Genomic DNA, 23,792 nt, shown 5'->3' with positions numbered 1-23,792 from the left:
ACACAAAAAATTGCGTACCCTGGAAACCTTGCTCTAACTAACTTTTCAAAATCAATTCACAATATTATGCTCATATAAGTAATCGTAGTTAATGTCCACAAATAGGTATTCGTGATCCTTTAATGCCATCGAAAAAGTTCGAGTCAGCTCGCCGGTTTCAATATCACTATAGACATCTGACAAATTTCCTTTTTCGGTATTTCGTATTTTGATAATGTTGAACAAGAAATATGGTCTCCAACTCCAGTTTTTCCCTACCGCACACTCTTCAACATCCCACTTTCCTTTATGCCGAACAATATTGGGGGAAATTTGAAAGCCCTCTTCATTGCAAATATAAAAACGGAAGGCAAAATCTTTTAGATGATTGGCCAATTGAAGGAGTTTATCGATATTATTGGCATCTGGCTTGGTAATTTCCACTATGGAGGTAATTTTCTTGCCCAAACTCTTCATTTCTGCAAATTTACTTTCAAGCAATCTTTTCTCAGCAGCAATAAATTGCTTACATTCATTTCGAAAACGATCCTTCAATGTATCTTTGGGAATGAAGTCAGCCGCCGGTTTTTGTAGGTATACCCCTTTAAAAAATCTTGCCCCGCTTTTCCAGGCATGGTGTAGCTGATAATCTGTCTGGATGTTGTCGAACATCAAAGCTGCACCAATTTTCACTGCCAACGATTGAATTGTTGTAAAGACATGGTTTTGTGCTCCCCATGCATTATAGTTTAATTGGCTTACATTAATTTTTAATGTAGCCGGTTCGAACATTAAAATTTGATCTAGATTACTTTCAGACCCTATTTGATCTAACGCGACTTTAACCCCGTAAGTTTTGATATAGCGGATCGGGTGCTGCAGCTGTTCTATCTCCCCTTGAAATTTATGTTCAGGAATGACAAGGTAGATATATCGCAATAACTCTTCGCCCAAAATATCCTTTAACATTTGGAAGTACCGATCGCCAAAATCCTCCATTAATAAATTAGGATTGCACGGAAGATAAAGTCTGACATGATTTCGGGAAATATTTTCTTTTGCTAGTTGAATCGCTTTTTTGACAAGGGCATGCTCGACATCCGTTCGGATATCGATTGGTATGGCTTCATCATATGTAAAATCAAGCACATTAAGCGATTCCTCATTTACTTTAAGCTGCCCGATTACTTCGTATGCAACGATGACATGTTCATCCGCACTATAAATTGGTTCGAATAAAACAGTGATATCATCTAACTTATCTAAAAAATCAAGCACATCCATCCACACAACCCCCATGACTAACTACTTTTCATAATCCCATTATACACCAATCACAATATTAAATTAGAATACCTAGGATGAATAAATTTTAATTGAAACTACAGTATCATTATATTCCTAAAAGGTTTGTTTCAAAACTTTCCAAAGTATGAAAAAAGGTACAAAAAAAGCCACTCCCTGTTGGAATGGCTTTGTTCTATATAAAGTACACAGTGATAGGTGTAATATATAACGTTTTTATTTATTTAGAGTTGCCGGAGCTGGTGCACCTTTTGAATTATTTTGCGGTGCATCAGTCTTTGGGGCATTATCAGGACTTGTTGCTCTTCGCAGGAAGAATGATAGAACTAAGGCAACAATAGTAATACCTGTTGCAATCAAGAATGAGAATTGAATCCCCTCAAGTAATGCTTGTTGCGTAATTTGCGCTTTCATTGTTGCGATTTGCTCTTCAGTCATCGGACCAGTTGCATTCGCCTGTGCTTGTGCGGCCAAATCTTCCCCAGTAGCAGTCGTTCTAGCATTCATAATCGCAATTAATAATGCAGTACCGATAGACCCTGCAACTTGTTGGATTGTGTTGTTGGATGCTGTACCATGCGGGTTTAAACGTGCTGGCAACGAGTTTAAGCCGTTTGTCATGATCGGCATCATAACCATTGAAATACCAACCATACGGATTGTATAAATACTTATAATAAATAAGTACGTAGAATCAATTTCTAGCTTGTGTAAGAAATATGTCGATATAGAAGTTATGATCAGCCCAGTAACCGCCAAGATTCTTGGACCTACTTTATCAAATAAACGACCTGTAATAGGAGACATCAAAGCCATGACAATCGCACCCGGCAACATCATCAACCCTGACTCGAATGGTTCGATACCACGTACATTTTGTACATAAGCCGGTGTTAAAATCATACCACCCATCATTGCCATTGATAGTACCGCACTAATAATGGACGACAATGCGAACAAAGGTGATTTGAAAATTTCCATACTTAATACTGGTGTTTCGATTTTCAGTTGTCGTAGTACGAAGAGCGCTACACCGATCACACCAACAATGATTGTTGTTAATACGATTGGATCTGTCCAGCCATCATTCCCAGCGGTACTGAATCCGTAAAGTATTCCCCCGAACCCTACAGTTGAAAGAACGAGCGAGAAGTAATCCAAAGTAACTTTTCTATTTGGAAGTACATTTTCCAACTTCCAAATACTAAATAACAAGCTTATTACGGCAATTGGCAAAATCATTTCAAAAAGGACGCGCCAGTCATAATGTTCAACAATCCAGCCAGAAAGTGTTGGACCTATTGCAGGGGCCGCGATCATTACCAATCCGAACATACCCATGGCAGCTCCACGCTTTTCCACGGGGAAGCTAATTAACATAACGTTCATTAGTATTGGAGCCATTACAGAGGATCCCACTGCTTGGATCATACGGCCAGTCAACAATACTCCAAAACTTGGAGCAATTGCTGCAACCAATGTACCTAAAACGAAAACGGACATCGCAAAAATAAATAATGGTCTTGTCTTAAATCGTGTAATCAAAAAAGCCGACGCAGGAATTAAAACCCCACTCACCAACATATACCCTGTAGCCAACCATTGAACAGTAGCATAAGTCACATCCAAGTCCACCATAATGGTTGGCAATGCAACATTTAGTAGAGTATTATTCAAAAACGCTACAAAAGCGCCCACAAATAGAACTGCTATCATTAAATATGGGGGCTTTTCAAGTGTTTGAAAATTATTATTCATATTTATATTTCCACTCTCTCTCTTTATCATTTCATGCCTCGAAATACATTCTATACCGTTAGTCTATTTTTTTCAACAAAAAAATTATTATTGTACAAAATGTTGAAATGAAAGTGTTTACAAACTATACTTACGGTATAAAATCATTAACAAAAGGGATAGTCAGGTGAGGTTATGAACAAAAGGAAACGACAAATTATACACGCAGCACGCCAACTTTTTTTAGAAAAAGGTTTTAATGATACATCTATTATTGACATCATTTCTTCCGCCAATGTATCTAAAGGGACATTTTATAATCACTTTACTTCGAAAACGCAATGTTTGATAGCCATCCTTGATGAAACAAGAGAAGAGATTATTAGTACCCGATTGGAGGTGGCGTTGAATACGAAACCGGATGATAAAAATGTTCTACTAAAACAAATGGCTTTAATAGCATATGTCCATCGTAAGCGAAACATAATGCAAATATTTGAAGCCGTCTCAAGCAATAAAGATCCGGAATTAAAACAAATATTGGAAAAGCATCTGATTCACGAAATTGAATGGCTTGCTTCCAGGTTAGTCGATATTTATGGGGAACAAATCCGTAAATTTTCATATGAGTGTGCCGTACAAGCGATCGCAATGATGCAACATTCTTTCCGCATTATTGCCATGGTTACCAAGCAATTGGCTACTCCAGAAGACGTTGTACAAAATGCATTGAATCACGTTGAAGGAATCCTGGTTCACCTACAGAAAACAAACAGCGTTTTGATTACTTCGGATATCTTCCAAGCCCTCCATCAAAAAGCCGAGGAAACTAAAATTACGAGAAGCATGTTGCTTGACCAGCTATACGGTTTTACTGATAAGCTAACCCCTGAAGATCCAGAAAGCGGAGTAGAGTACGCAAACTATTTACAGAATGAACTACAGAGCGAAAAAGAAAATACGTATGTTTTGGAAGCCGTATTGCCCGCATTTAATAATGCCTTCAAAGACACTTCCCACGAAGCAGAAGCAAACGAAATATCCATCTCACTATGGCGCTATCTACAAATAAAAAATGAAGAAAGAAAAGAATAATCCTTCCTCTGTATTAATTATAGTTAAGCTAAATAAACATCAGATTTCTAAAGTACCGGAAATTTGATGTTTTTTTCACCTATTTTCCCAGAAACTCTCTAAATATGTCTAAGACTTCTTCACAATTGTTTCCACAATTTCACACGAACTGCTCCTTCCTATAAATCAAATCATTTATCATTAAATTTCCGACTGTTTTTTTTTTGTTATTTTGGGTAGGTAGTATAGGGAGTAAATCTCTCCTTATATATCGAGAAAATTAAACCTCGGTCACTCAACCAAAATTTACATATTTCACCTTAAAGAGCATTATCAAAAGGAGTAATGACAGTATGCAGAAAATTTTACTGACTTTAGTTGCGTTAACCTTGTGGGTTTTCTATCCTGCAGATTCAATCGAAGCTAAAACAGAAGCATATTCAATTTCGCCGAACAGCGAAACATATAATGGAAATTTTGAGGCCCATCCAAATTACAATAAGTATACAAAACATTATTTTTTAATCCGTTCATATCTTGAGCAACTCGAGGAATCTGGTGGAGGGACACTTATCTTGAAAAAGGGAACTTATACGGTGTCCAACGTATTGTTCGTACCCTCAAACGTAACGATTAAATTAGAAGATGGCGCAAAGATTGTAAATGACAATGAGACAGGTACATCTAACGTGGATGCGAATAAATCCATTTTTCAATTCATCCGCCCTTCCCTTGGAAAAAAAGATGGTGTCTATGGGGAGTACGAGGGTGAAAAAAATATCTCCATCATCGGATCTGGCAACGCGACAATTGACTTGAATTTCGAGAAGGATGGGATTGCTATTATTGCCGGCCATAATCAAAACATTCGGATTGAAAATATTAATTTCCTTAACATGTATTCCGGCCATTTCATCGAGATAGACGCAACAAAAAACGCTGTCATAGCCAATAATAAATTTATGAATTCAAAACCTTCGCCAACTAGAATTAAAGAAGCCATCAATATCGATACGCCGGACAAGCTGACAAATGGTTGGAGTTCGAAGTGGAGCAAATTCGACAAAACACCCAACTCAAACATAACAATAGAAAACAATATTTTCTTCGACCTGGACAGGGCTGTCGGCACACATAAGTACTCCGGTGGTCAATATCATGACAACATTATAATCAGGAATAACAAAATTGAAAAAATGCGTGAGGATGCCATTCGCGTATTGAACTGGAGTAATGCGGTGATAGAAAACAATCTAATAAAAAATATCGATTCCGGTAAATACAATGCCAACAGCGGCATTCTGGCAAGTGGCGCCATCAATCCAACTTTCCAAAATAATACATTTGAAAATGTACCATGCCCAATGCAATTCATGGCTTGGAAAAATAGTGACTCTGGTTCTGAATACGATGCAACATTTAATGAATTAAGTAAAGAAAATAAAAACGCGCTTATTACAAATAGCATCTTTCATTCTCAAGAAAATTTTATCCGAATTAACCCGGCATCGGCGTTAGTTGATAAAGAAAGTATTGAGTTTATCCCCGTGCAAACAATAATCCCGAGTTTTATCGGAAGAGAGATATAGCCTCCTTCCAATTCGGATAAATGCAACATCAGGCCAATATGTAACATTATCTTTTAATCGAACAAAAGAAAAACAGCCTTACCATCTATTGATAGCAAGGCTGTTTTACTAAATTACATTTGATGCTCCACCTTTACCCGTTTAACAAACAACGAAATGACAAAACCTAATATCGCCATGATAATACCAAAGATGAATGCGTCCTGAACACCTGCTGTAAAAGCAAGCAAAGGATTTAGCGGATTGGCTGGGTCTTCTGGCGCAAATGATTCTAATCCGGATGACATAATTGAGATGGCGATAGCTGTCCCAATAGCTCCAGCAACCTGCTGCAACGTATTCATGATGGCCGTGCCGTCAGGATACAGCTCACGCGGCAGCTGATTCAAGCCATTTGTCTGTGCCGGCATCATGATCATCGATACACCTACCATTGTAATGATGTGCAGAATAATGATGAAAGCCGTGCTCGTCTCGATTGTTATAGTTGAGAAGCCAAACATCGCTCCGAGTAAGATGGCGATACCAATCCTAACGAGCCATTTCGGTCCGTACTTATCAAACAATCCACCCATGACCGGTGACAAGATCCCGTTGATGATTCCGCCCGGCAATAGTAGAAGACCAGCAGCAAACGTTGTAAGTGCAAGTGACGTTTGTAGGTATAGCGGCAATAGAATCATCGTAGACAACAATACCATCATACATACAAGTACTAATAAAAGACCAATTGTAAACATTGGATATTTAAATGCCCTTAAATTAAGCATAGGCTGCTGCATTTTCGTTTGTCGAATTGAAAAGAGTACCAAAGATACGACACCGACAATAATGGAGATAATAACAGTCGGATTTCCCCAGCCGCCGCCTTCTCCTGCGCTGCTGAATCCAAATACGATTCCTCCGAATCCAAGAGTGGATAAAATAATAGACAGAAAATCGATTTTGGGCTTGGTTGGTGTTCCAACATTTTGCATAAAGAATGAACCGAAAATTAGAGCACCGATTAGCAGTGGAAGCGAAACCCAAAAAATCCAGTGCCACGTCAAATTATTAATGATAATACCTGATATCGTCGGTCCAACCGCTGGTGCAAACATGATTACAAGTCCAATAATACCCATGATGCGTCCGCGTTTATGTGGTGGGATAATAAGCAGAATTGTATTGAACATTAATGGCAGCAATAAAGCTGTTCCAATTGCCTGCACAACACGCGCAATCATTAAAACGGCAAATGTCGGCGCAATAGCTGCAATCAATGTTCCTATAATTGAAGCAATCAGCGATGTAATAAATAACTGCCTTGTAGTAAACCATTGCATAATAAGTCCAGACACTGGTACAAGTATCCCCAATGTAAGCAGGTAGCCCGTGGTTAACCACTGAGCCGTTGTTTCATGTATGCCAAAATCTTGTATAAGGTTTGTTAATGCCATATTCAGGGCTGTTTCACTGAACAAGCCAATAAATCCAGCAACTACAAACGAGATGATGATTGGGACAACTCGTAAATCACCAATATTGATCTCTCCCGATTTAACTTGCTGTGTATTACTCATTTCCATTTTGTTTCTCCCCTTGTGTTTCTTGACTTCTTTTTAAAAGCAAGGATAACTGCTTTGCAATCCTTCTCAATGGATTGCCATCCTGGTATGTAATAGATAAAATGCATGCACCTTCTATCATCGCCGTGATGGTTATCCCCAATTCCTCCGCTTGTTCTCTATCAAACCCATACTGCATAAGGATTTGAGCATGTTGAGACTGCAAATCCTTGAAAACCATTTCACATGAATAGCGAAGCTGCTCATGAGTAAAGGCGGTTTCTGATGCAATTAATCCTATTGATAACCCGTCTATACAACTTTTCAAATCAAATATAGCGGCCACATTATTAAGATAATATTCGAATGCTTCTGCAGCTGAATCTTTCCCGGTTAAATCTTTTTCGGCTCCTTCCAGCACAAGCTTTCTCATCATTGATATTGCTTCTATGGCTATTTCTTCCTTTCCATTTGGGAAATGGTAGTAAATCGATCCTTTAGGAGCGCCACTTTCTTCTATGATTTGATTGAGACCTGTTCCGTTATAACCTTGTCGTTGAAATAGGCGAGTTGCTGTTTGCAAGATGACTTCCCTTGTATTGTGTTTTTCCTTCATCCAAAGATAACCCCCAAAATTATACCAACCGGTCTAGAGTATGTTAACGAAATTTGTTTAAGGAGTCAATAAGAACGACTTTAAATTAATTAAACTTTTACAATGAAATGGAAAGAAATCTGACATGCGACTGTTTAAGTGTAAAGTCTGCATGTGCAAAACCTCATTCTTTTAACGACAGACCCAGATAGGTATTAATTACTCAATGCTAGTGTCATAATATTTATAGCAATACACTCGCGTATTGCTATAAATATCTATTGGATAGCAAAGCAATTTTTAATAAATATAAGATGGGGGACATATGGAATTTATCAAACATCTATCTACCTTAAGTGCTTATGAACCGCAACTTCGGTTGCTGATAGATATGATACCTGAGTTTATCGTCTTAAAAGATGGAGAAGGCAAATGGCTCGTCACCAATAAATTGGTACTCAACTCTTATAATATGGGAGAGAACTATCCTTACCAGGGAAAAACTGATATGGAACTTGCCGAAGTTTTCCCTTCCCATCTAGAAGCGTTTAGGTTTAATGTCGAAACCGATGAAATGGCTTGGAAAGAAACTGAAACAATTCATATCGAGAAATCATTTCAAACACCTGATGGAATCACACGTACTTGGGAAGTCTTCAAAACACCAATTTTTAATAAAGCCGGTAATCGCAGTCATTTAGTGATCGTTAGTAGAGAAATCACAAGTCGAAAAAAAGCAGAAGAGGCATTAAGAATCAGTGAATTACACTATCGCTTAATTGCTGAAAATATGAGGGACATGATTATCACCCTCGATCATAACGGAACCATCACTTATTTATCCCCTTCTTTTGAGAAGCTAACTGGTTACGCTATGAAAGATTTTCTTAATCAGAATGCCCTCGCATTTTTTGATTATATTCATCCAGAGGATCAGGATTTTGTGAAAAATACCTTATCATGAATCCATATTTGCCGGAAAAAACTTCAATAGTCATTATGAATATCGACTTTTAAATAAAAACGGACAATATATTTGGTTGGAAGCAAATATAAATACGGTTTATAACGAGAAGGGACAATTCGTCAGATTAGTATTAGTAGCCAGAGATATTATTGAACGTAAAAAATACCAAAATCAATAAAAAAAAATGGCATACCATGACCATTTGACAGGTATACCAAATCGCCGATCTTTCATGGATAGCCTTTCGTCCGAAGTAGACAAAGCAAATAAATGGAATCAAAGATTTGCTTTAATGTATTTAGATATCGATCACTTTAAAAATATAAATGACACTATGGGGCATGATATTGGGGACCAACTGCTCATTCAGTTTTCAAACCGTGTTCAGCAATCGATTAATAAAAAGGGGGTGTTTTCCAGAATTGGCGGAGATGAATTTGCTATCATACTTCCTAAATTGATAAATGATGAAGAAGCAAAGATAATGGGAGAAAAAATAGTAAATGCTCTAAAAAACCCTTGGCAAATAGAAGATAAAGTCTTTCAAACAACTTCGTCAATCGGTATCTCCATTTTCCCGAAGGATTGTACATGTACACAAGAATTGATTCAGAAGGCTGATGAATCACTTTATAAAGCTAAAGCCAAAGGTAGAGCAAATGTGCAATTCTATAGTTAAGTGTTAATCTTAATCCCCTCTAATTCTTTGTAACTAGTGTACATTTAATGCTTCAGTATTATTTTTGCTATATAATAAATTACTTTCTATAATTTATTGCATCATTTCACGACTGATGGCATGAAATATATAACTGAAGAGAATTAACAAAAAATGCTTCCCACATGTCCAAATAATGGGAAGCCTTTTATATTTTTAATTTACTTTTCTGACGGAGCAAGACACTATAATTCAAATCGCGTCGCAGCTACTGTCTTTTTGTTATTTCACTTACCATCTTAAATGTTCCCTATTCCAAAATTTTAAATTTCTCTTTTTGTAATTGAACGAAAACGTGGATGTTCAGCGAGAATGGAGTCTCTCATTTGTAATACGACAGGATTCTTTGAGTAAAAAAACTGCTCCTTTGACTCGTATAGTTCAATTAACTCTCCTTTTTCCAGCACACCCAATCGATCTGAAATTGAAAAAGCTGCTTTTATATCATGAGTTATAAATAGATAGGAAAGGCCAAAGTCTTGTTTTAACTCTTTTAACAATTCTAAGATTAGACTTTGAGTAACCATATCTAAACTGCTTACCGATTCATCAAGAACGATTAGCTTAGGTTTAAGAGAAATGGCTCTAGCAATATTAATCCTCTGTAATTGACCACCACTGAATTGGTGTGGATACTTGTTTAAATCCTTTTCACTAAGACCTACTCGTTCCAGTAATGAAATAACCGTACTTTTTAGTTCGGCTACCGTAAGTCTTTCATAGTTTTCTAGAGGTTCGCTTATAATACTTTCCGCTGTCAATCGGGGGTTAACAGATGAGTAGGAATCCTGGAAAACTACTTGTAGATTGCGACGAATTTTTCGTTGGGTCATTTTATCAGCTCTATAAATATCATATCCTTGAAATAAGATCTGCCCTTGCTGTGGGGGTTGAATGCCCAGAATGACCTTCCCCAAAGTACTCTTTCCTGCACCACTTGTACCAACTAAGCCTAAACATGTTCCTTCTTCAATCGTAAAAGAAATATCATTAAGCACCTTATTTGATTGTACGTTCCATTTAAATAGCTTGCCAGAATGATAACTATGATTAATTTGCTTTACCTCTAATAAACCCACTGGTTGTACCACCTTTTGATAAATTCACCAAACTATTATAACTTATAGGTATATGGTTGTTTTTGAAAATATAAGGACGGCCTTGTCCTTAACAATTTTTTTGTGTAATCATGTTGTGGATTATCAAAGATGCCAAACACATTTGCTGCCTCTATAATTCTCCCCTGCTGCATCACGATAACTTCATCTGCCATTTCCGCAATAACGCCTAGATCATGAGAGATGAGCAAAATCGAGGTACCATATTCACGACGAATTTTATCTAATAGTCGGAGTACTGATAATTGGTTATAAGGATCGAGTGCTGTAGTGGGCTCATCGGCAATAATTACGGATGGATTTAAGCATGCAGCCATAGCTATCATCACCCTTTGCAGCATGCCTCCACTCAATTGGAAAGGGTATTTCTTCAATAATTTATCAGGCTCTGGCAAATTAACACTTCTCATTACATTAATCGCAAGTTCCTTTGCTTCCTTATTTGTCAGTGAGGAATGCGATTTAATCGTTTCAACGAATTGATGGCCAATGGTAAATACCGGAGTAAAAGCATTCATCGGATTTTGCATAATAAAAGCAATATCCTTCCCTCGGATCGAACGCATTTCTTTGCTATCCAAACCATTCAATTCCCTGCCATGTAGTGTGATACTGCCGCTGATATTCATGCTTTTCTTATCATGAAGCTGTAAGATAGACATACTGGTAACAGTCTTCCCACTACCGCTTTCACCAACAATACCCAATATCTTCCCTTTTTCAATTCCAAAATTAATGTCTTGAACTAAAGTGGATAAACCTTCTTTGGTTTTTACTTCTACATGTAGGTTTCTTACCTGTAGAATACTTTGGTCATTTTGTTCCATGATGCAACATTCCTTTTTATTAGCGGCGTTTTATCCCAAAACGTTCTGATAATGCTTCTCCTAATAAATTAAAGCTGACTACGATCAGCATGATCATTAAACCTGGATAAATCATTAATGCTGGGTTTGTTCTAATATAAGATTTTCCCTCATGAATCATTGCCCCCCACTCCGGTGTGGGTGGTTGTATACCTAAGCCCAAAAATGACATAGAGGATAAATCCATAATAGCCCATCCCATTTCTAATGTTCCCATAACCGCTAGTGGCGGAAGAACGTTTGGAAGAATATGCTTCTTTATGATTTTCCATTGAGACGAACCGCTTATTTTGGCTGCAGTAATATAGTTCTGTTCTTTTAGGCTTAGCACCATTCCCCGGATGATCCTTGCGTAATACACCCATTGAACGAGAATTAATGCCAAAATCACTTGTTTTAGGCCCGCACCCCAGATACCAACAAAACCAAGAACTAGCAAAAGATTCGGGACTGCCATAACCCCCTCACCGATCCTCATTAATAATTGATCGATCCATCCGCCTTTGTATCCAGCAATAATACCAATAATCAATCCTATACTTAAAGAAGATATAAAGATCAGCATTGCAAAACCTAGTGAAGTTCGAGCACCATATAGGATACGGGATAATGTACATCTGCCTAAATGATCTGTCCCTAATGGGTAATTCATTGAAGGTGACTGGAGTTTATGCGCTAGATTCACGGCAACGGGATCATTAGGTGCAATCCACGGAGCTAGGATGGTCATAAGAAACAACAAGCAAAGTACTACAGAACAAATGACAATCACTGTCTGACTTTTTAAGATTTCACGAAACTGTGCCATCATGGATACTGCCTTCCTTTTCTAGAAATACGTGGGTCAATATACATTTGTACAATATCTACAATTAAGTTGCTTAAAAGGAATAGTCCCGCAGCTAAAAGTACATAACACTGAATGACTGGAACATCCCGATTAAAAACTGCATCTATAAAATATCGCCCAAATCCCGGCCAAGAAAAGACTGCCTCTACAATTATCGCTCCAGTCATCAATTTCCCCAAATTCATTCCAAGTCCAGTAATCATCGGGGATATGGCAATTCTTAAAACATGCTTCCCTAATATGGCTTTTTCATGGATTCCTCTCGTACGCGCAAAAAGTACATACGGCTCTTGTAAATTTTCGATAACACTCCCACGTAACAGTCGAGTATACAACGCGATTAGCGGTAGAGCCAAAGTAACTGAAGGCAATATTAAATGTTTCAAAGTTCCTGTACCTTCCACTGGAAAAAGATCTAGTTTTACTGAAAAGAAAAATATTAATAAATATCCTAGCCAAAAGGAAGGTATGGATGCGCCTAAAAAAGAGAGGAATCGACTAAAATGGTCAATTCCACTGTTCTTCTTTATACCAGATAAGAATCCGAGAGGGATGCTTACAAGGATTGATATGATGATGCTACCTATTGTTAGTTGAATCGTTGCTGGCAATCGAGAGGAAATCTCTTCCCAAACAGGTTTATTCGTAACATAAGATGTGCCAAAATCTAGTTGGCATATCTTAACGATAGAATTTACATATTGAACAAAGAGAGGTTGATCTAAACCAAACTCATGTCTTTTTTGGGCCAATATCTCTTCGGTTGGTTGAATATGTGCAGCAGCCAAGTATGCTTCGGCTGGATCCACTGGTGATAGATTAATCATTCCAAATGTCAATAGAGTAGCTATAAGAAATATAGGAATGATCGTTATGATTCGTTTCAAGATATAAGTACCCATAATCCCCTCTCCTGTTGCTTACTTATTCTACACTAATTCCTGTGAATGGATGCTCGTCCCGATTAGCAGGGAATTTAAAATTAGAAACATCTTTTTGATAAATTGCTATCTTCTTTATATAAGATATTGGAACAATAGCACCTTGCTCTTGAAGTGAGCCTAAAATTTCTGTGTATAGTTGTTGACGCTCGGCTTCATCGGTTGTTTGTTGCACTTTACCTATTTGGTTCAGTAATTCTTCCTTATTAGGATATGCTGAAATAGCTTCCCTAAAGCCAAATCCCTCTGTCGCAACTATATTAACGAAAGTATGTGGATCATACGGTGCACCATAGTTACTAAAGAAATTCATATCGAACTGGTTAGCTTTGAATCTTTCAACTTGAGTGGTAAGCTCGACTCCTACAATATTTAGCTTCACACCTATTGCCGCCCACTCGGACTGTAATGTTTCAGCCATTGTTTTTTGAATGGATTCAGCAGAGTTGAACATTAACTCGATCTCTAGTGGTTTTCCGTCTTTTTCACGGATACCGGTTCCTTTCGCCAACTTCCAGCCTGCTTCATCCAATAGTCGTGCTGCTTTCTCTGCATTGTACTCCACTTTCGTGGCTTCAACATCTGAAGTATAAGGGAAGTTTGTCGGCAAGATATAGTCAGCTTGCTCTTCTACACCGGAAGTCACTCCCTCAACCATTGCCTGTTTATTAAAACCATAATTTAGCGCTTGACGAACACGAATATCTGAAAGTTGTTCTTTATTCGTATTCATAACTAATTGTCTAGTAGCAACGGGTTCAGAAACACTACTTTGATAGGACCCTGTGGACTCAAGTTGTTTAAAAGAATCTAAACTGATAACACCCTCATCATATATTAAGTCAAGTTCACCCTTTTCAAAGGCAAGTACCCGTGTTTCAGCATCAGGAATAATCTTCACTTTAATTTTTTCTACGTCAGGGAGTTCACCCCAATAATTCTCATTCCGTTTGAATGTAGCATATTCATCCACTTTATATTCATCCAATACCCAAGGACCGGTTCCGACCGGCTTTGCAATTCCCTTGGAAGTATCCCCATCCTTTGGGAATCCGGCTTCTCCCAGGAATCGGACCGGACGTACTACTGCTAATTCTTGAATGGTAGGATAATACACTTCTTTTAATACTAATTTAAACGTAAATTCATCAACAACTTCTGTTTTGGAAACCTTTGGGATAAATCCTAACCAGCTATGCAAATCTAGATTTTTCAATACTACATCAAAATTCTTCTTCACAATCTCTGCATTAAAATTAGTCCCATCCGAAAACTTTACATCTTGACGCAAGTGGAATAAATACTCTTTTCCATCTTTGGAAATCTCCCACGATTCTGCTAAATGTGGTTTTAGCTCCCCTCCATCTTGATAGCTTACCAATGGTTCAAAAACCATGGACTGAGCAAATAATTGCGATGGATTATAGAGATGTGGGTTTAAATCACCTATATCTCTTGGCCAGGCAAAAGTTAGTATATTGCTGCTCTCATTTGAATCACCTTTGGAATTTTCTGATGATTTATCCGAACAACCATATAAGGACAAGAAAAAAACTAGAATCATTAGAGAAATATATATATATTGTTTTTTATTAATGATATTTGACATTGACTGCTCCCTTTCCAACTGATAATGATAACTATTATCAATATAGATTCTAGGAATGTTATTGTCAATATAATTTCAAATTGCTCGATAATACAAGCTCGAATTCAAAAAATTAATAAGTTGATGCCCTATACTGACTGCACTGAAATTTGGAGGCTCACAAAAAAATTTAATAGTAGGTACACCCTGGGATGATGGGGTTACTTGATCCTTCAAACTTAAATTTAGAATTAATTCCCATTGATTTACGACAGTCCATTCATTGTTTCTTGCATGGCCGGTGGAGTACTGGAACTGGTACGGTTAAATTTAGGGATTCAGATAATCAAAGCTCCAAAGATATTTAACTTTATCAAAACAAACGAAATGAAAAAAAGCTTCCCATATGTTATTCCATCTGAGAAGCTTTAGCAGACTACGATGCTTGATTAAAGAAGCACGGCATGGAGGCAAACATAAATAGCAACTTTTTATTTTTCTAGCTTTAGAATGCCCGGCATGCGATGAAAAGGACATTTTGATAATGAGGTGTCATCATCCCGTAAAAAATATTGTCTCCATTCAAAGTTATCCTCGGCACCATAACTGTTCAAGTCGGGGTGAATAGGAACCTCATCGTAGTTGGCCAATCTATTGCGGATTCGTGCTTTAATATTTCGCGCAAAAAACTCCTGCTTGTTGAACTCTTCTAGCACCCACCGAGGAGTAATGGCCAGCATCATGACATCAAAATGCCGGCTCTTTCTATGAACATTGGCAGGGGTTGCACAATACATAAAGTATCTTTCCCCATTAAAACAAAACTCCCAAATCGGATTGTGAGGATCCATCGGGATATCCTCGGGCCATACAGAAGAATCGATTGCCGCCAAGCCGCAAAGTTGTTTCCAAAATAACTGTTCATAATCCTCCACTGTATAGGTGTCCTCTCCATCCTTAAATGCTTGAAAAAAAACAATTAACGAAGTGTAGGGACCGAAATTTCTGGATTCGCTGGTGAACTGGCTAAGTAGTTCTCCCAGCTCAAACACGCTATTCTTTTTACGTGGATCTCCAATAAATCCATAACATAATTGGTTCTTTAAATAACCAATAGTTGCCGGAATGCACGGGAATGGTTCGCGTTTATCATTCATTTTTGCTGCAAACTTTTCGAGTACATTCCTTTCCCAAGGTTTGAGCAATTTGCGGTGTGGGGGGGTATCCATAAATAATTCGCTCACATGTTCACCTCCAAATATCACATCAGTATATTCAAAGGCCTAAACAAATGAGAGATGTCCATGGTCAAAAGGAACAGCCGACCATACTTTAAAAACAATTTCTATGATCTTCTTCGGACATCCTGATTACCCCATAACAGGATCCCTTATTCGGTTTAACCTAGTAGATATTTGATCCACCCCTTCTTCAAACAGAGCAAAAGAAGTTAACCACAGGTTGTCACAGTCAGACTCTGTATTCCTTTAGATACTATACAATGGCGTGCTATTCTCTATCACACAAGCAGACTACTTAAATCACCAATTATCAAATTTTATGGCCAATAATCCGCTCAAAGCTACTGTTTCTTTGTATTGATGGACTTAGCCTTACCAAGATGTTCCGAACTTCGCAAAACAACTTACTTTCAATTTGTACAAACCGCCCCAAGAGCCAAGAACGATTTACGATAAACTTGACTCTATCCATACGCGTTTCTTCAAATATCTTGAAACTTTGGGAAACTGATTTGTTTTCTGCTAGTGTTTGCGCAAGAATCACGGCATCCTCCAGCGCCATACATGCACCCTGCCCCAAATTAGGCGTTGTTGCATGGGCTGCATCGCCAATTAGCATCACTCTTCCTTTTGACCAATTCTGCAATGGCTTTAGATCGTAAATCACTTTTCTAGTAATGTCTTTTTCTTCTGTAAATTTAATGATGGATGGAACAGGTTCGGCAAATTCTCTAAAAATATCTATCAACTGTTCTTTAGATACCTCACCTTCATCCCGATTTTCCGTCGTATTCCTTGTCGCGAACCAATAAACCAATGAATCCGACACCGGAATGACCCCAAATCGCCTCCCATTACCCCATGCTTCAAACGCTTTCCCGCACTTCGTATTATGATTGGTATAAGTGGAGATGCCTCTCCAAGCTTCATATCCACTAAAGCGTAAAGTATTAATAGGAAATATTTTTTTCCTCACTGCTGAATTTGACCCGTCCGCTCCTACTAAAAATTCGCCTGTATCTACATGCCCATTTGCAAAACGTGCAATTACTTCTTTATTAGTTTTTTCCAGGTCGACTAGCTCATAGCCAAACTTAATTTCTGTCTGTTTCAATTTACTAGACAATAAATGATGAAGATTGGCCCTTAAAATACCGACCGTGTGAGTACCATATTGAGTGGCTAGATCGTTTAGCGGCATTTTCGCCAGTGTTTTTCCTGACGATGTTTGAATGGTTGATTCACTTATGATTTTGCTGTTTTGATAGATTTCTTCTAATAGCCCCATCGATTGAATGGCATCTGTTGCATTCGACCAAAGTGTTAATCCACCTCCGCCATTTCGGAGACAATTTGATTTTTCATAGATCACTGGTGTATAACCAATTTTTTCAAGCATAAGGGCACATGCTAATCCACTGATCCCTGCACCGATGATAAGGACACTCTTATTCATAATATCTCCTCGTTCCCTGAAAGTGGTTCATTGTTCATTGGCTTTATGCAATGGTTCAACACATAAAAAATGGAGCTTAAAATGACCAGGAAAACATAAATATCCATCCTAAAAATAAGCATAGAGGCGTGTAAAGTTTTGTATCGTACTTAGAAAAATCAGTATTTTTGATCTTCTTCGATAACCCCATATATTTGAAGTCCCCAATTGCTCTAAGCAGAAAAATGAAGGTAATTATGAGACATGACCACTTCGTAAAGAAATTCGGTGTGACATAGGGAATTAGATTGTTTTGAGCTAATAATATAAAAGCCATACCCATTAATCCCATTGCAACAATGAATGTTACAATCCATCCCGGATTAGCTGCAACCCCGCCATCCACTCTTTGAGGCAACGAGGATTGCAGTCCCCTTCTGCCACCAAATATCCAATAAAAATGTAGCATGCTTATTAAGATTAATAAAATCGCCGACAAATAAGTGAATAATTGTTGCATCTCAATACCTCCACACTTAACGTTAGTGTTGTTCAATACCTTCCCAAACCACTTCATACTGCCTTTCAAATATAGCGACAATAGACGCACTCTCATCTTGGCCCATAGACCAACCAATTAGGGTATTAAAATAGATTCCCACCAGAACTGAAGCGATCGTTTCTGAGTCAAATCGGGATTGTATCGATTTATTTGTTTTGGCTTCATCAATCAATAAAGCTATGCTTTCTTTAAACAAGTCTATGTTTTTTGATTCATCCTTTAGTGCAGATCGGATGGTTTCTGACAGTGCAAGTTTTAGAAGATCTGAATTTTCCATGTAAACGAATAAGAGCTCCTTGAAGAGAAGAAGTAGTTTTTGCTTAATTTTTACATCCTTATATTTTTGTGTAATCTCTTGTAGATGATCATTTTGTGAATTGCCTAAATATAACAATACGTGTTCCTTCTTCGGAAAATAATTAAAGAATGTACCCTTGGCAATCCCACAAGATGTTGCAATTGTTTCGACAGTGACATTGTCATACCCATACTCTTTAAATAGTTCGATTGATTTAAAAAATATTAGTCTTTTTAATTGTCTTTTTCGTTCTTCTCTTAACATATATTCCCCTTCCTCCACCAATAATGACCGCAGTCATTTTGTGACTACGGTCATTTTAACATTACAACCATTTTTTTACAAAGTAATTCAACACGTTTTTTTCAAATTCATATTCATTAGCTTTAACGCAGCAAAAGCCCTCCCAAAAATTTGATTAACTAATGGGAAGGTAACCTTTTTTATGATTGGTTGAATAATTCTCCAACTTGGAGTTTCTTTATATAACTACTTTTTTTAAAAAGCCATTATTAATCTGTGGAAGTTAAACAATTTAAATTTTTTGTAAATCTTCTCTATTTTTTCAACATAAAGTTCACATTACTTTTACAGTTTTACTATATTTAAACAACATACGCTCCTTATAGTAAAACTTATGTGATTAATAAGTATTCAAGCTTTTATATTTCGTTTAAGAGTTTGAAAAAATACTAATAGAAAAGGAGATAGTTATGAAATCTGTGAAAAAGAAATCAATCATACTACTTGCTGCGTTGACTATGGCATCTTCAGCTCTTCCGGCTCAGGCTGCCATTCAAACCGGGAATGATAACGGCTCAATCAAGGGAAATGCTTATCGACTTGTTACAGAAGCGGTTGGTACATCAAATGATGCCCTTAAAGAGGTAAATCTCCTAAAACCATCAAAGCCACAGGGGAATACTGGAAAGTTGAATACATATGCTCCTGAAGTGGAGCAATCTTTATCGGCAGTTGATTATGGCGGAAACGCCAATGATCCGATTTTAAAGAACATTGCTGCCACGAATCCTTTTATTAATATTTTAGATGGATTTGATAAAATCTGGTCGATAAATCAATCTGATTGGAGAGACGGAACGGCCCTAACTAAACCGGGTGCAAATGGTGAAATTGCAAACTACGGTGACGGTCCTACCGTTTATTTTGATGGTTATAAAAATGATAAAACAAAAATAGTCGCAGATAAGAAAACATTTGCTAACGAAGAAATCAGAGATGCAGCGACTTGGGAAGCTAATATAAAATATGTAGAAGATGTCACTCAAAACAGAACTGATGATGAAGCTTTGGCCGCCTATTATGATGATCAAAGAGATAAGATATACAGTATGATGGAAGCTTACGGGCCTTTGGCGAATACCTACGTTGATATCGTGAAGCCGGTAACAAGTGTGGTTAGATCAACAGAGGACATGAATAAAATATTGGCAGAAGCGACTGTTGAAGACGAAAGCCAAGGAATGGGACAATGGAAGGACTCTGAACTATCAGATGCAATGAATTTAGTTGATTTAGTTAGATTTAGAAATCCTTCTTCGTCAAACCCTTCTAAGTACTTCTTCTCTTCTCCAAGACCATACAGAATGAATTCCAACGGAGAAGTGAAAGAACTGGTTGATAAGAACGGATTGCCTGTATGGGAAACAATCGGGAGTGGTGAAAGTAAAACAGAAGAATTACCTTCAGGTGGCAAAAAAGAAACGGGTGAAAGACATTACGAGCAATATGAAACGAATGTGGAAGTGATTCCAGCATTAGAATACGTAAAAAGAGAAGCTGAAGACGGAAGAGGCAAAGACGGAGCTTTTCCAAGCGGGCATACAAGTGCAGCTTACTTGTCGACATTCGGATTTGCATACGCAACTCCGGAAAGATATGCTGAGTTTTTAACAAGAGCAGCCCAAATGGGAGAAAATCGAATAGTAAGCGGGATGCACTCCCCTCTTGATGTTATAGGTGCAAGAATACAATCTACCGCAATGACTGCTTACGCATACAATCTTCCAGAAAACAAAGAGATTTTAGACAAGGCTTACAAAAACGCTGGAGAAGTTTTTGGTGAAGTCGCACAGTCAAAAAATATGAGCTTATACGAATATGCCCATATAGTAACAGAAGACTATAATTTTGAAAGTGCGTATGACGAAAAAAAATGGGAAGATCATGAAGCAAATAAAGCTTTCTATCGGGAAAAACTTACTTACGGATTGCCGCAAACAGGGGTGAAAGGTTTAGATCCTGTCGTACCTAAAGGGGCGGAAGTCTTATTGGAAACTCGCCAGCCTTATTTGACAGATCAACAACGTAGAGAAGTATTGTATACTACAGAAATCGAATCAGGCTACCCTTTAATAGATGAGTCAAATGGCTGGGGAAGACTTGATTTGGTGACAGCATCTGATGGATATGGTGCATTTTTAAGTAATGTAACGGTCGATATGGATGCTTCAAAAGGAAGATTCAATGCCCATGATTGGTGGAGGAATGATATTACTGGCAGTGGTATGCTTACCAAGCAAGGGACAGGAACGCTTACGTTAACTGGAAATAATAGTTATTCAGGAGGCACACTGCTGCGAGGAGGAACGCTGGAAGCTACCTCTCCGACTGCTTTCGGCAAAGGCGATCTATATGTAGAAAATGGCACTGTATTGGTTAATGTAGACGGACCTTTAAAAATAAATGGCAATTTAACAATGGAAGCTGGAAAATTGGCGATTGCAATGGATAAAGATTACAGCCAGCTTAATGTTGATGGACTACTCTACCTCGATGGTGGGGACCTTAACTTGGATCTTGCGAATTATGAAATAAAGAAAGCTGCCAACATTACGTTAATGTCTGCCGACAAGGTGGTAGGTGAATTTGATAATGTAACTGCTGACGGTTACAACGTAACGGTCACTTACAGAAACAATAGTATCGTTGCACATATCAAAGCAAAATAATAGCAATCATAAGCCGAAAAACCATTTTCCCAAAAGAAGGAAAATGGTTTTTTCTTTTTGAAAGATAATCATTCATTCTTCTTCAATTTAATGAACAAAAAGTAAATCATCGAAAAACTTAAACAACTCATGTCTTTTATGAATTAGAGTCAAACATCCAACAAACAAGATTAGAGAGTGAGCATCTAATGAAAGCTGTATTACAAGGAGAGTTTTTACAGGAAAAGAAGACATGTTAAGTTAATTATGAGTCCGTTTCCTAGCCTATATTTTAGACTAATAAGAAACGGATTTTTGTATGTGTAAGCATTAATTAAGTACTGGTTAAGGAAATCAGTAAAATCGAAATTTTAATTAAATAGATTTTAATATTGTGATACCATTAGATTTAACCAATCATTTCCAAAAGGTTTGTTGTTCAATTAATAAAAAACAGGAGGCTACACACATGTTACTTAAATCACGCTTGACTCACCTAATTAGCGTTGTTGCTTTTGCCCTTGGCATCACCTTAGCCGGCCCTATTTCCAGCACAGAGGCAGCAATGCCCGCAAAAACTAATCCTATTACAATCAATATGAATGGAAACACATTTCAGCCAGAATCTGCCCCTTTTATTAAGAACGGCACTGTTTATTTGCCATTACGGGATATTGGGGAACTGCTTGGTACTGTTGTTTTCTGGAATTCTTCCAATAAAACAGTAACAATGACATACCCTAAACTGACCGTTCAGCTTACATACGGTTCGATGAATGCAAAAGTTAATGGGAAAACGGTGAATTTGACGGCGCCACTTCAAAATGTGAATAGTCGAATTTTTATTCCTTTGCGTTTTCTTTCGGAGTCTACTGGGGCATCTGTCGATTGGAATAATACTTCCAAAACAGTGAGCATTACACAAAAAAGTGATAATTTTGTTAAAGCGACCGATGTCAATATAACCTCTTGGCTGAACCGAAATACTGGAGAATTTTACTTTGCTTATCCATTTGAACAAGTACCTGTTCTCGCAGGAAAGATGAATAATGATTTTAAAGGCAGCCTATCATTTGAGTTTAATACTATCGATAGCAAGAATTTCATTATTACGATCTTGGACAATTTTGGAGAACCTCGTGTCGGATATGATGCATATAATTTTCTAATCAACGGCAGCAAAATCATAGACCAGAAGAAAGCAAGCTATTTCAAGCGCTATGAAGGTAACGTGACCTACTATCATTTCCTAGATCCAAAAACAAATTTATATAACACTCACAGTTTACTAACAGATGGAAAAATGGTATCGATTTACAACAAAAATGGTGAAAAAGTGAAAGAATATAATCTCCCCGAATTGACAGGAAAAGATGAAAGCTTTGCAGTATTAGGAGCTTCTAACGAATATTTGATTGTTCGACCTAATATTACTGGATTCTTGACACTGATTGACTTTAAAAATAATTCTGTCGTGGAACTACACGAAAAATTATTATCTGGCAAGGATTTAGAATATGCAAAAACCAATGAGGTCCCCTATCGCGGAGATGAACTAAGATTCTCTGGAGCGTCAAATAATGAGACCGAGCTGTATTTCTATTATGATAGTCCAATTGACGGCAAGGATGAGCCTAAGAAATTAACTTATGACCGTGCGTCAAAATAGTGTCGTACCAATTTCACAAAATAGAGTTAATGCAAAATAATTAAAAAAGACCAGCATTCTCCAACATGGCCAGTCCGGCAATAGACGATTCTCGCAATGGGGCCTGCTATTTGAAGGAATAAATCCACCTATGACGTCAAGTCAAGGGTGGATTATTTTTTTATTAAACGAAAAGATAGCTATGACAAAACTTGCGAAAGGGATAATCCATAAAGAGAATAAAGCGCCTGTCATCTAAAAAATCTTGAAATGCATATTTAAGCAACAAAAAACCACCGCACAGATAAATTCTGTGAAGTGGTTATTGGCTTTGTAAAAAGTTATTGCCATCACAACTTCTCACAAGAGTGAAAAGTTTCGCTTTTTAATCATTCATTTTTGGAAGGTCAGATGTGGCCCAAAGCCGTACATCATGCCGCCCCTATGGTGAGAGTGTGTAATATCTTACACTCCGTGTGATAAAGGTGCGGTAAATCAAGGTTTTGTTAATTTCTTACTGTAACATCTTTAACAGGAATTAATCATTTTTCACTAGAATACGTTAGCAAAATGTTAGCATTTTATTAATGAATTTAATAAAACTGTGGCTTTTTTATGGATAAACTGAATTTCACGATCTTTAGATCGATAACCTTAACTCTTTGCTCAAAAAACAGAGCAATTCCAATAATTAGTAATACTATTTCGACAAATTGCTAGTTATACATGTTCGTTACAGACTTATTCAATTCGTTTTACAAACTCCGTACCTGCCCTTTCCCT

The 23,792-nt window shown here is 37.5% G+C and carries 20 protein-coding genes; 7 read left to right on the top strand and 13 right to left on the bottom strand.

Annotated features, from left to right (window positions below; genetic code table 11):
• Positions 1 to 51 precede the first annotated feature (51 nt).
• Positions 52 to 1,263, bottom strand: a complete 1,212-nt coding sequence (locus tag CD33_RS03395) for an EAL domain-containing protein (RefSeq protein WP_036198249.1) — start codon at positions 1,261 to 1,263, stop codon at positions 52 to 54.
• Positions 1,264 to 1,500: 237 nt separating this feature from the next.
• The gene (locus CD33_RS03390) at positions 1,501 to 3,042 is read right to left on the bottom strand and encodes a DHA2 family efflux MFS transporter permease subunit (protein WP_052129961.1); all 1,542 of its coding nucleotides are present in this window, start codon (positions 3,040 to 3,042) and stop codon (positions 1,501 to 1,503) included.
• Between the two features lie 174 nt (positions 3,043 to 3,216).
• On the opposite strand from CD33_RS03390, the gene CD33_RS03385 reads away from it, so the two are divergent.
• Both CD33_RS03385 and CD33_RS03380 read left to right on the top strand, forming a co-directional pair.
• Positions 3,217 to 4,116: a TetR/AcrR family transcriptional regulator gene (locus CD33_RS03385; protein WP_036198247.1), complete on the top strand. Its 900-nt coding sequence runs from the start codon at positions 3,217 to 3,219 to the stop codon at positions 4,114 to 4,116.
• Between the two features lie 332 nt (positions 4,117 to 4,448).
• Positions 4,449 to 5,684 (top strand): right-handed parallel beta-helix repeat-containing protein, encoded by a 1,236-nt coding sequence (locus CD33_RS03380; protein WP_052129959.1) that lies wholly within the window; start codon positions 4,449 to 4,451, stop codon positions 5,682 to 5,684.
• A 113-nt stretch (positions 5,685 to 5,797) separates the two neighbouring features.
• Here CD33_RS03380 and CD33_RS03375 read toward each other — a convergent pair whose 3' ends face one another.
• Both CD33_RS03375 and CD33_RS03370 read right to left on the bottom strand, forming a co-directional pair.
• On the bottom strand, positions 5,798 to 7,246 hold the full coding sequence (locus CD33_RS03375; RefSeq protein ID WP_036198246.1) for a DHA2 family efflux MFS transporter permease subunit: 1,449 nt from the start codon (positions 7,244 to 7,246) through the stop codon (positions 5,798 to 5,800).
• Entirely contained in the window at positions 7,239 to 7,847 is a 609-nt protein-coding gene (locus tag CD33_RS03370; RefSeq protein WP_052129957.1) for a TetR/AcrR family transcriptional regulator, read from the bottom strand. The genes CD33_RS03375 and CD33_RS03370 overlap by 8 nt, the downstream gene beginning before the upstream one ends.
• A gap of 304 nt (positions 7,848 to 8,151) precedes the next feature.
• Here CD33_RS03370 and CD33_RS19360 point away from each other — a divergent pair, with 304 nt between their 5' ends.
• The 3 genes from CD33_RS19360 to CD33_RS19355 are packed head-to-tail and all read left to right on the top strand — an operon-like array spanning position 8,152 to position 9,472.
• Entirely contained in the window at positions 8,152 to 8,790 is a 639-nt protein-coding gene (locus tag CD33_RS19360; RefSeq protein WP_052129955.1) for a PAS domain-containing protein, read from the top strand.
• Positions 8,777 to 8,971: a PAS domain-containing protein gene (locus CD33_RS20915; protein ID WP_084591246.1), complete on the top strand. Its 195-nt coding sequence runs from the start codon at positions 8,777 to 8,779 to the stop codon at positions 8,969 to 8,971. Before CD33_RS19360 ends, CD33_RS20915 begins: the two co-directional genes overlap by 14 nt.
• A gap of 6 nt (positions 8,972 to 8,977) precedes the next feature.
• Positions 8,978 to 9,472 carry a GGDEF domain-containing protein gene (locus CD33_RS19355; protein ID WP_084591245.1) on the top strand — a complete coding sequence of 165 codons (495 nt, stop codon included), beginning with the start codon at positions 8,978 to 8,980 and terminating at the stop codon, positions 9,470 to 9,472.
• A gap of 302 nt (positions 9,473 to 9,774) precedes the next feature.
• On the opposite strand, the gene nikE is transcribed toward CD33_RS19355, so the two are convergent.
• The 9 genes from nikE to CD33_RS03320 form a co-directional block, all read right to left on the bottom strand.
• On the bottom strand, positions 9,775 to 10,590 hold the full coding sequence (gene nikE / locus CD33_RS03360; protein ID WP_036198236.1) for a nickel import ATP-binding protein NikE: 816 nt from the start codon (positions 10,588 to 10,590) through the stop codon (positions 9,775 to 9,777).
• A gap of 35 nt (positions 10,591 to 10,625) precedes the next feature.
• Positions 10,626 to 11,456, bottom strand: coding sequence for a nickel import ATP-binding protein NikD (nikD, locus tag CD33_RS03355; protein WP_036198235.1), 831 nt, complete (start codon positions 11,454 to 11,456; stop codon positions 10,626 to 10,628).
• A 19-nt stretch (positions 11,457 to 11,475) separates the two neighbouring features.
• The gene (nikC, locus tag CD33_RS03350) at positions 11,476 to 12,306 is read right to left on the bottom strand and encodes a nickel ABC transporter permease subunit NikC (protein ID WP_036198234.1); all 831 of its coding nucleotides are present in this window, start codon (positions 12,304 to 12,306) and stop codon (positions 11,476 to 11,478) included.
• Positions 12,303 to 13,247: a nickel ABC transporter permease subunit NikB gene (gene nikB / locus CD33_RS03345; protein WP_036198233.1), complete on the bottom strand. Its 945-nt coding sequence runs from the start codon at positions 13,245 to 13,247 to the stop codon at positions 12,303 to 12,305. Before nikB ends, nikC begins: the two co-directional genes overlap by 4 nt.
• A gap of 22 nt (positions 13,248 to 13,269) precedes the next feature.
• The gene (nikA, locus tag CD33_RS03340) at positions 13,270 to 14,895 is read right to left on the bottom strand and encodes a nickel ABC transporter substrate-binding protein (RefSeq protein WP_036198232.1); all 1,626 of its coding nucleotides are present in this window, start codon (positions 14,893 to 14,895) and stop codon (positions 13,270 to 13,272) included.
• A gap of 470 nt (positions 14,896 to 15,365) precedes the next feature.
• Entirely contained in the window at positions 15,366 to 16,118 is a 753-nt protein-coding gene (locus CD33_RS03335; RefSeq protein ID WP_309299183.1) for a YqcI/YcgG family protein, read from the bottom strand.
• A gap of 307 nt (positions 16,119 to 16,425) precedes the next feature.
• Positions 16,426 to 17,571 (bottom strand): FAD-dependent monooxygenase, encoded by a 1,146-nt coding sequence (locus CD33_RS03330; RefSeq protein ID WP_036198229.1) that lies wholly within the window; start codon positions 17,569 to 17,571, stop codon positions 16,426 to 16,428.
• Between the two features lie 76 nt (positions 17,572 to 17,647).
• Positions 17,648 to 18,070, bottom strand: a complete 423-nt coding sequence (locus CD33_RS03325) for a DUF3995 domain-containing protein (RefSeq protein ID WP_036198219.1) — start codon at positions 18,068 to 18,070, stop codon at positions 17,648 to 17,650.
• 22 nt (positions 18,071 to 18,092) lie between these two features.
• The gene (locus CD33_RS03320; RefSeq protein WP_036198216.1) at positions 18,093 to 18,674 is read right to left on the bottom strand and encodes a TetR/AcrR family transcriptional regulator; all 582 of its coding nucleotides are present in this window, start codon (positions 18,672 to 18,674) and stop codon (positions 18,093 to 18,095) included.
• Between the two features lie 449 nt (positions 18,675 to 19,123).
• On the opposite strand from CD33_RS03320, the gene CD33_RS03315 reads away from it, so the two are divergent.
• Both CD33_RS03315 and CD33_RS03310 read left to right on the top strand, forming a co-directional pair.
• Complete coding sequence (locus tag CD33_RS03315; RefSeq protein ID WP_084591243.1) at positions 19,124 to 21,382, top strand: phosphatase PAP2 family protein; 2,259 nt, start codon at positions 19,124 to 19,126, stop codon at positions 21,380 to 21,382.
• 448 nt (positions 21,383 to 21,830) lie between these two features.
• Positions 21,831 to 23,030, top strand: coding sequence for a copper amine oxidase N-terminal domain-containing protein (locus CD33_RS03310; protein ID WP_036198214.1), 1,200 nt, complete (start codon positions 21,831 to 21,833; stop codon positions 23,028 to 23,030).
• The last annotated feature ends 762 nt before the right edge of the window (positions 23,031 to 23,792 follow it).

Origin of the sequence: Ureibacillus sinduriensis BLB-1 = JCM 15800, from assembly GCF_000772955.1 — a bacterium.
In the GTDB taxonomy this organism is placed as follows: Bacteria; Bacillota; Bacilli; order Bacillales_A; family Planococcaceae; genus Ureibacillus; species Ureibacillus sinduriensis.
Note: the sequence above shows the minus strand (reverse complement) of the source record. Positions and strands in the feature narration are given on the sequence as shown.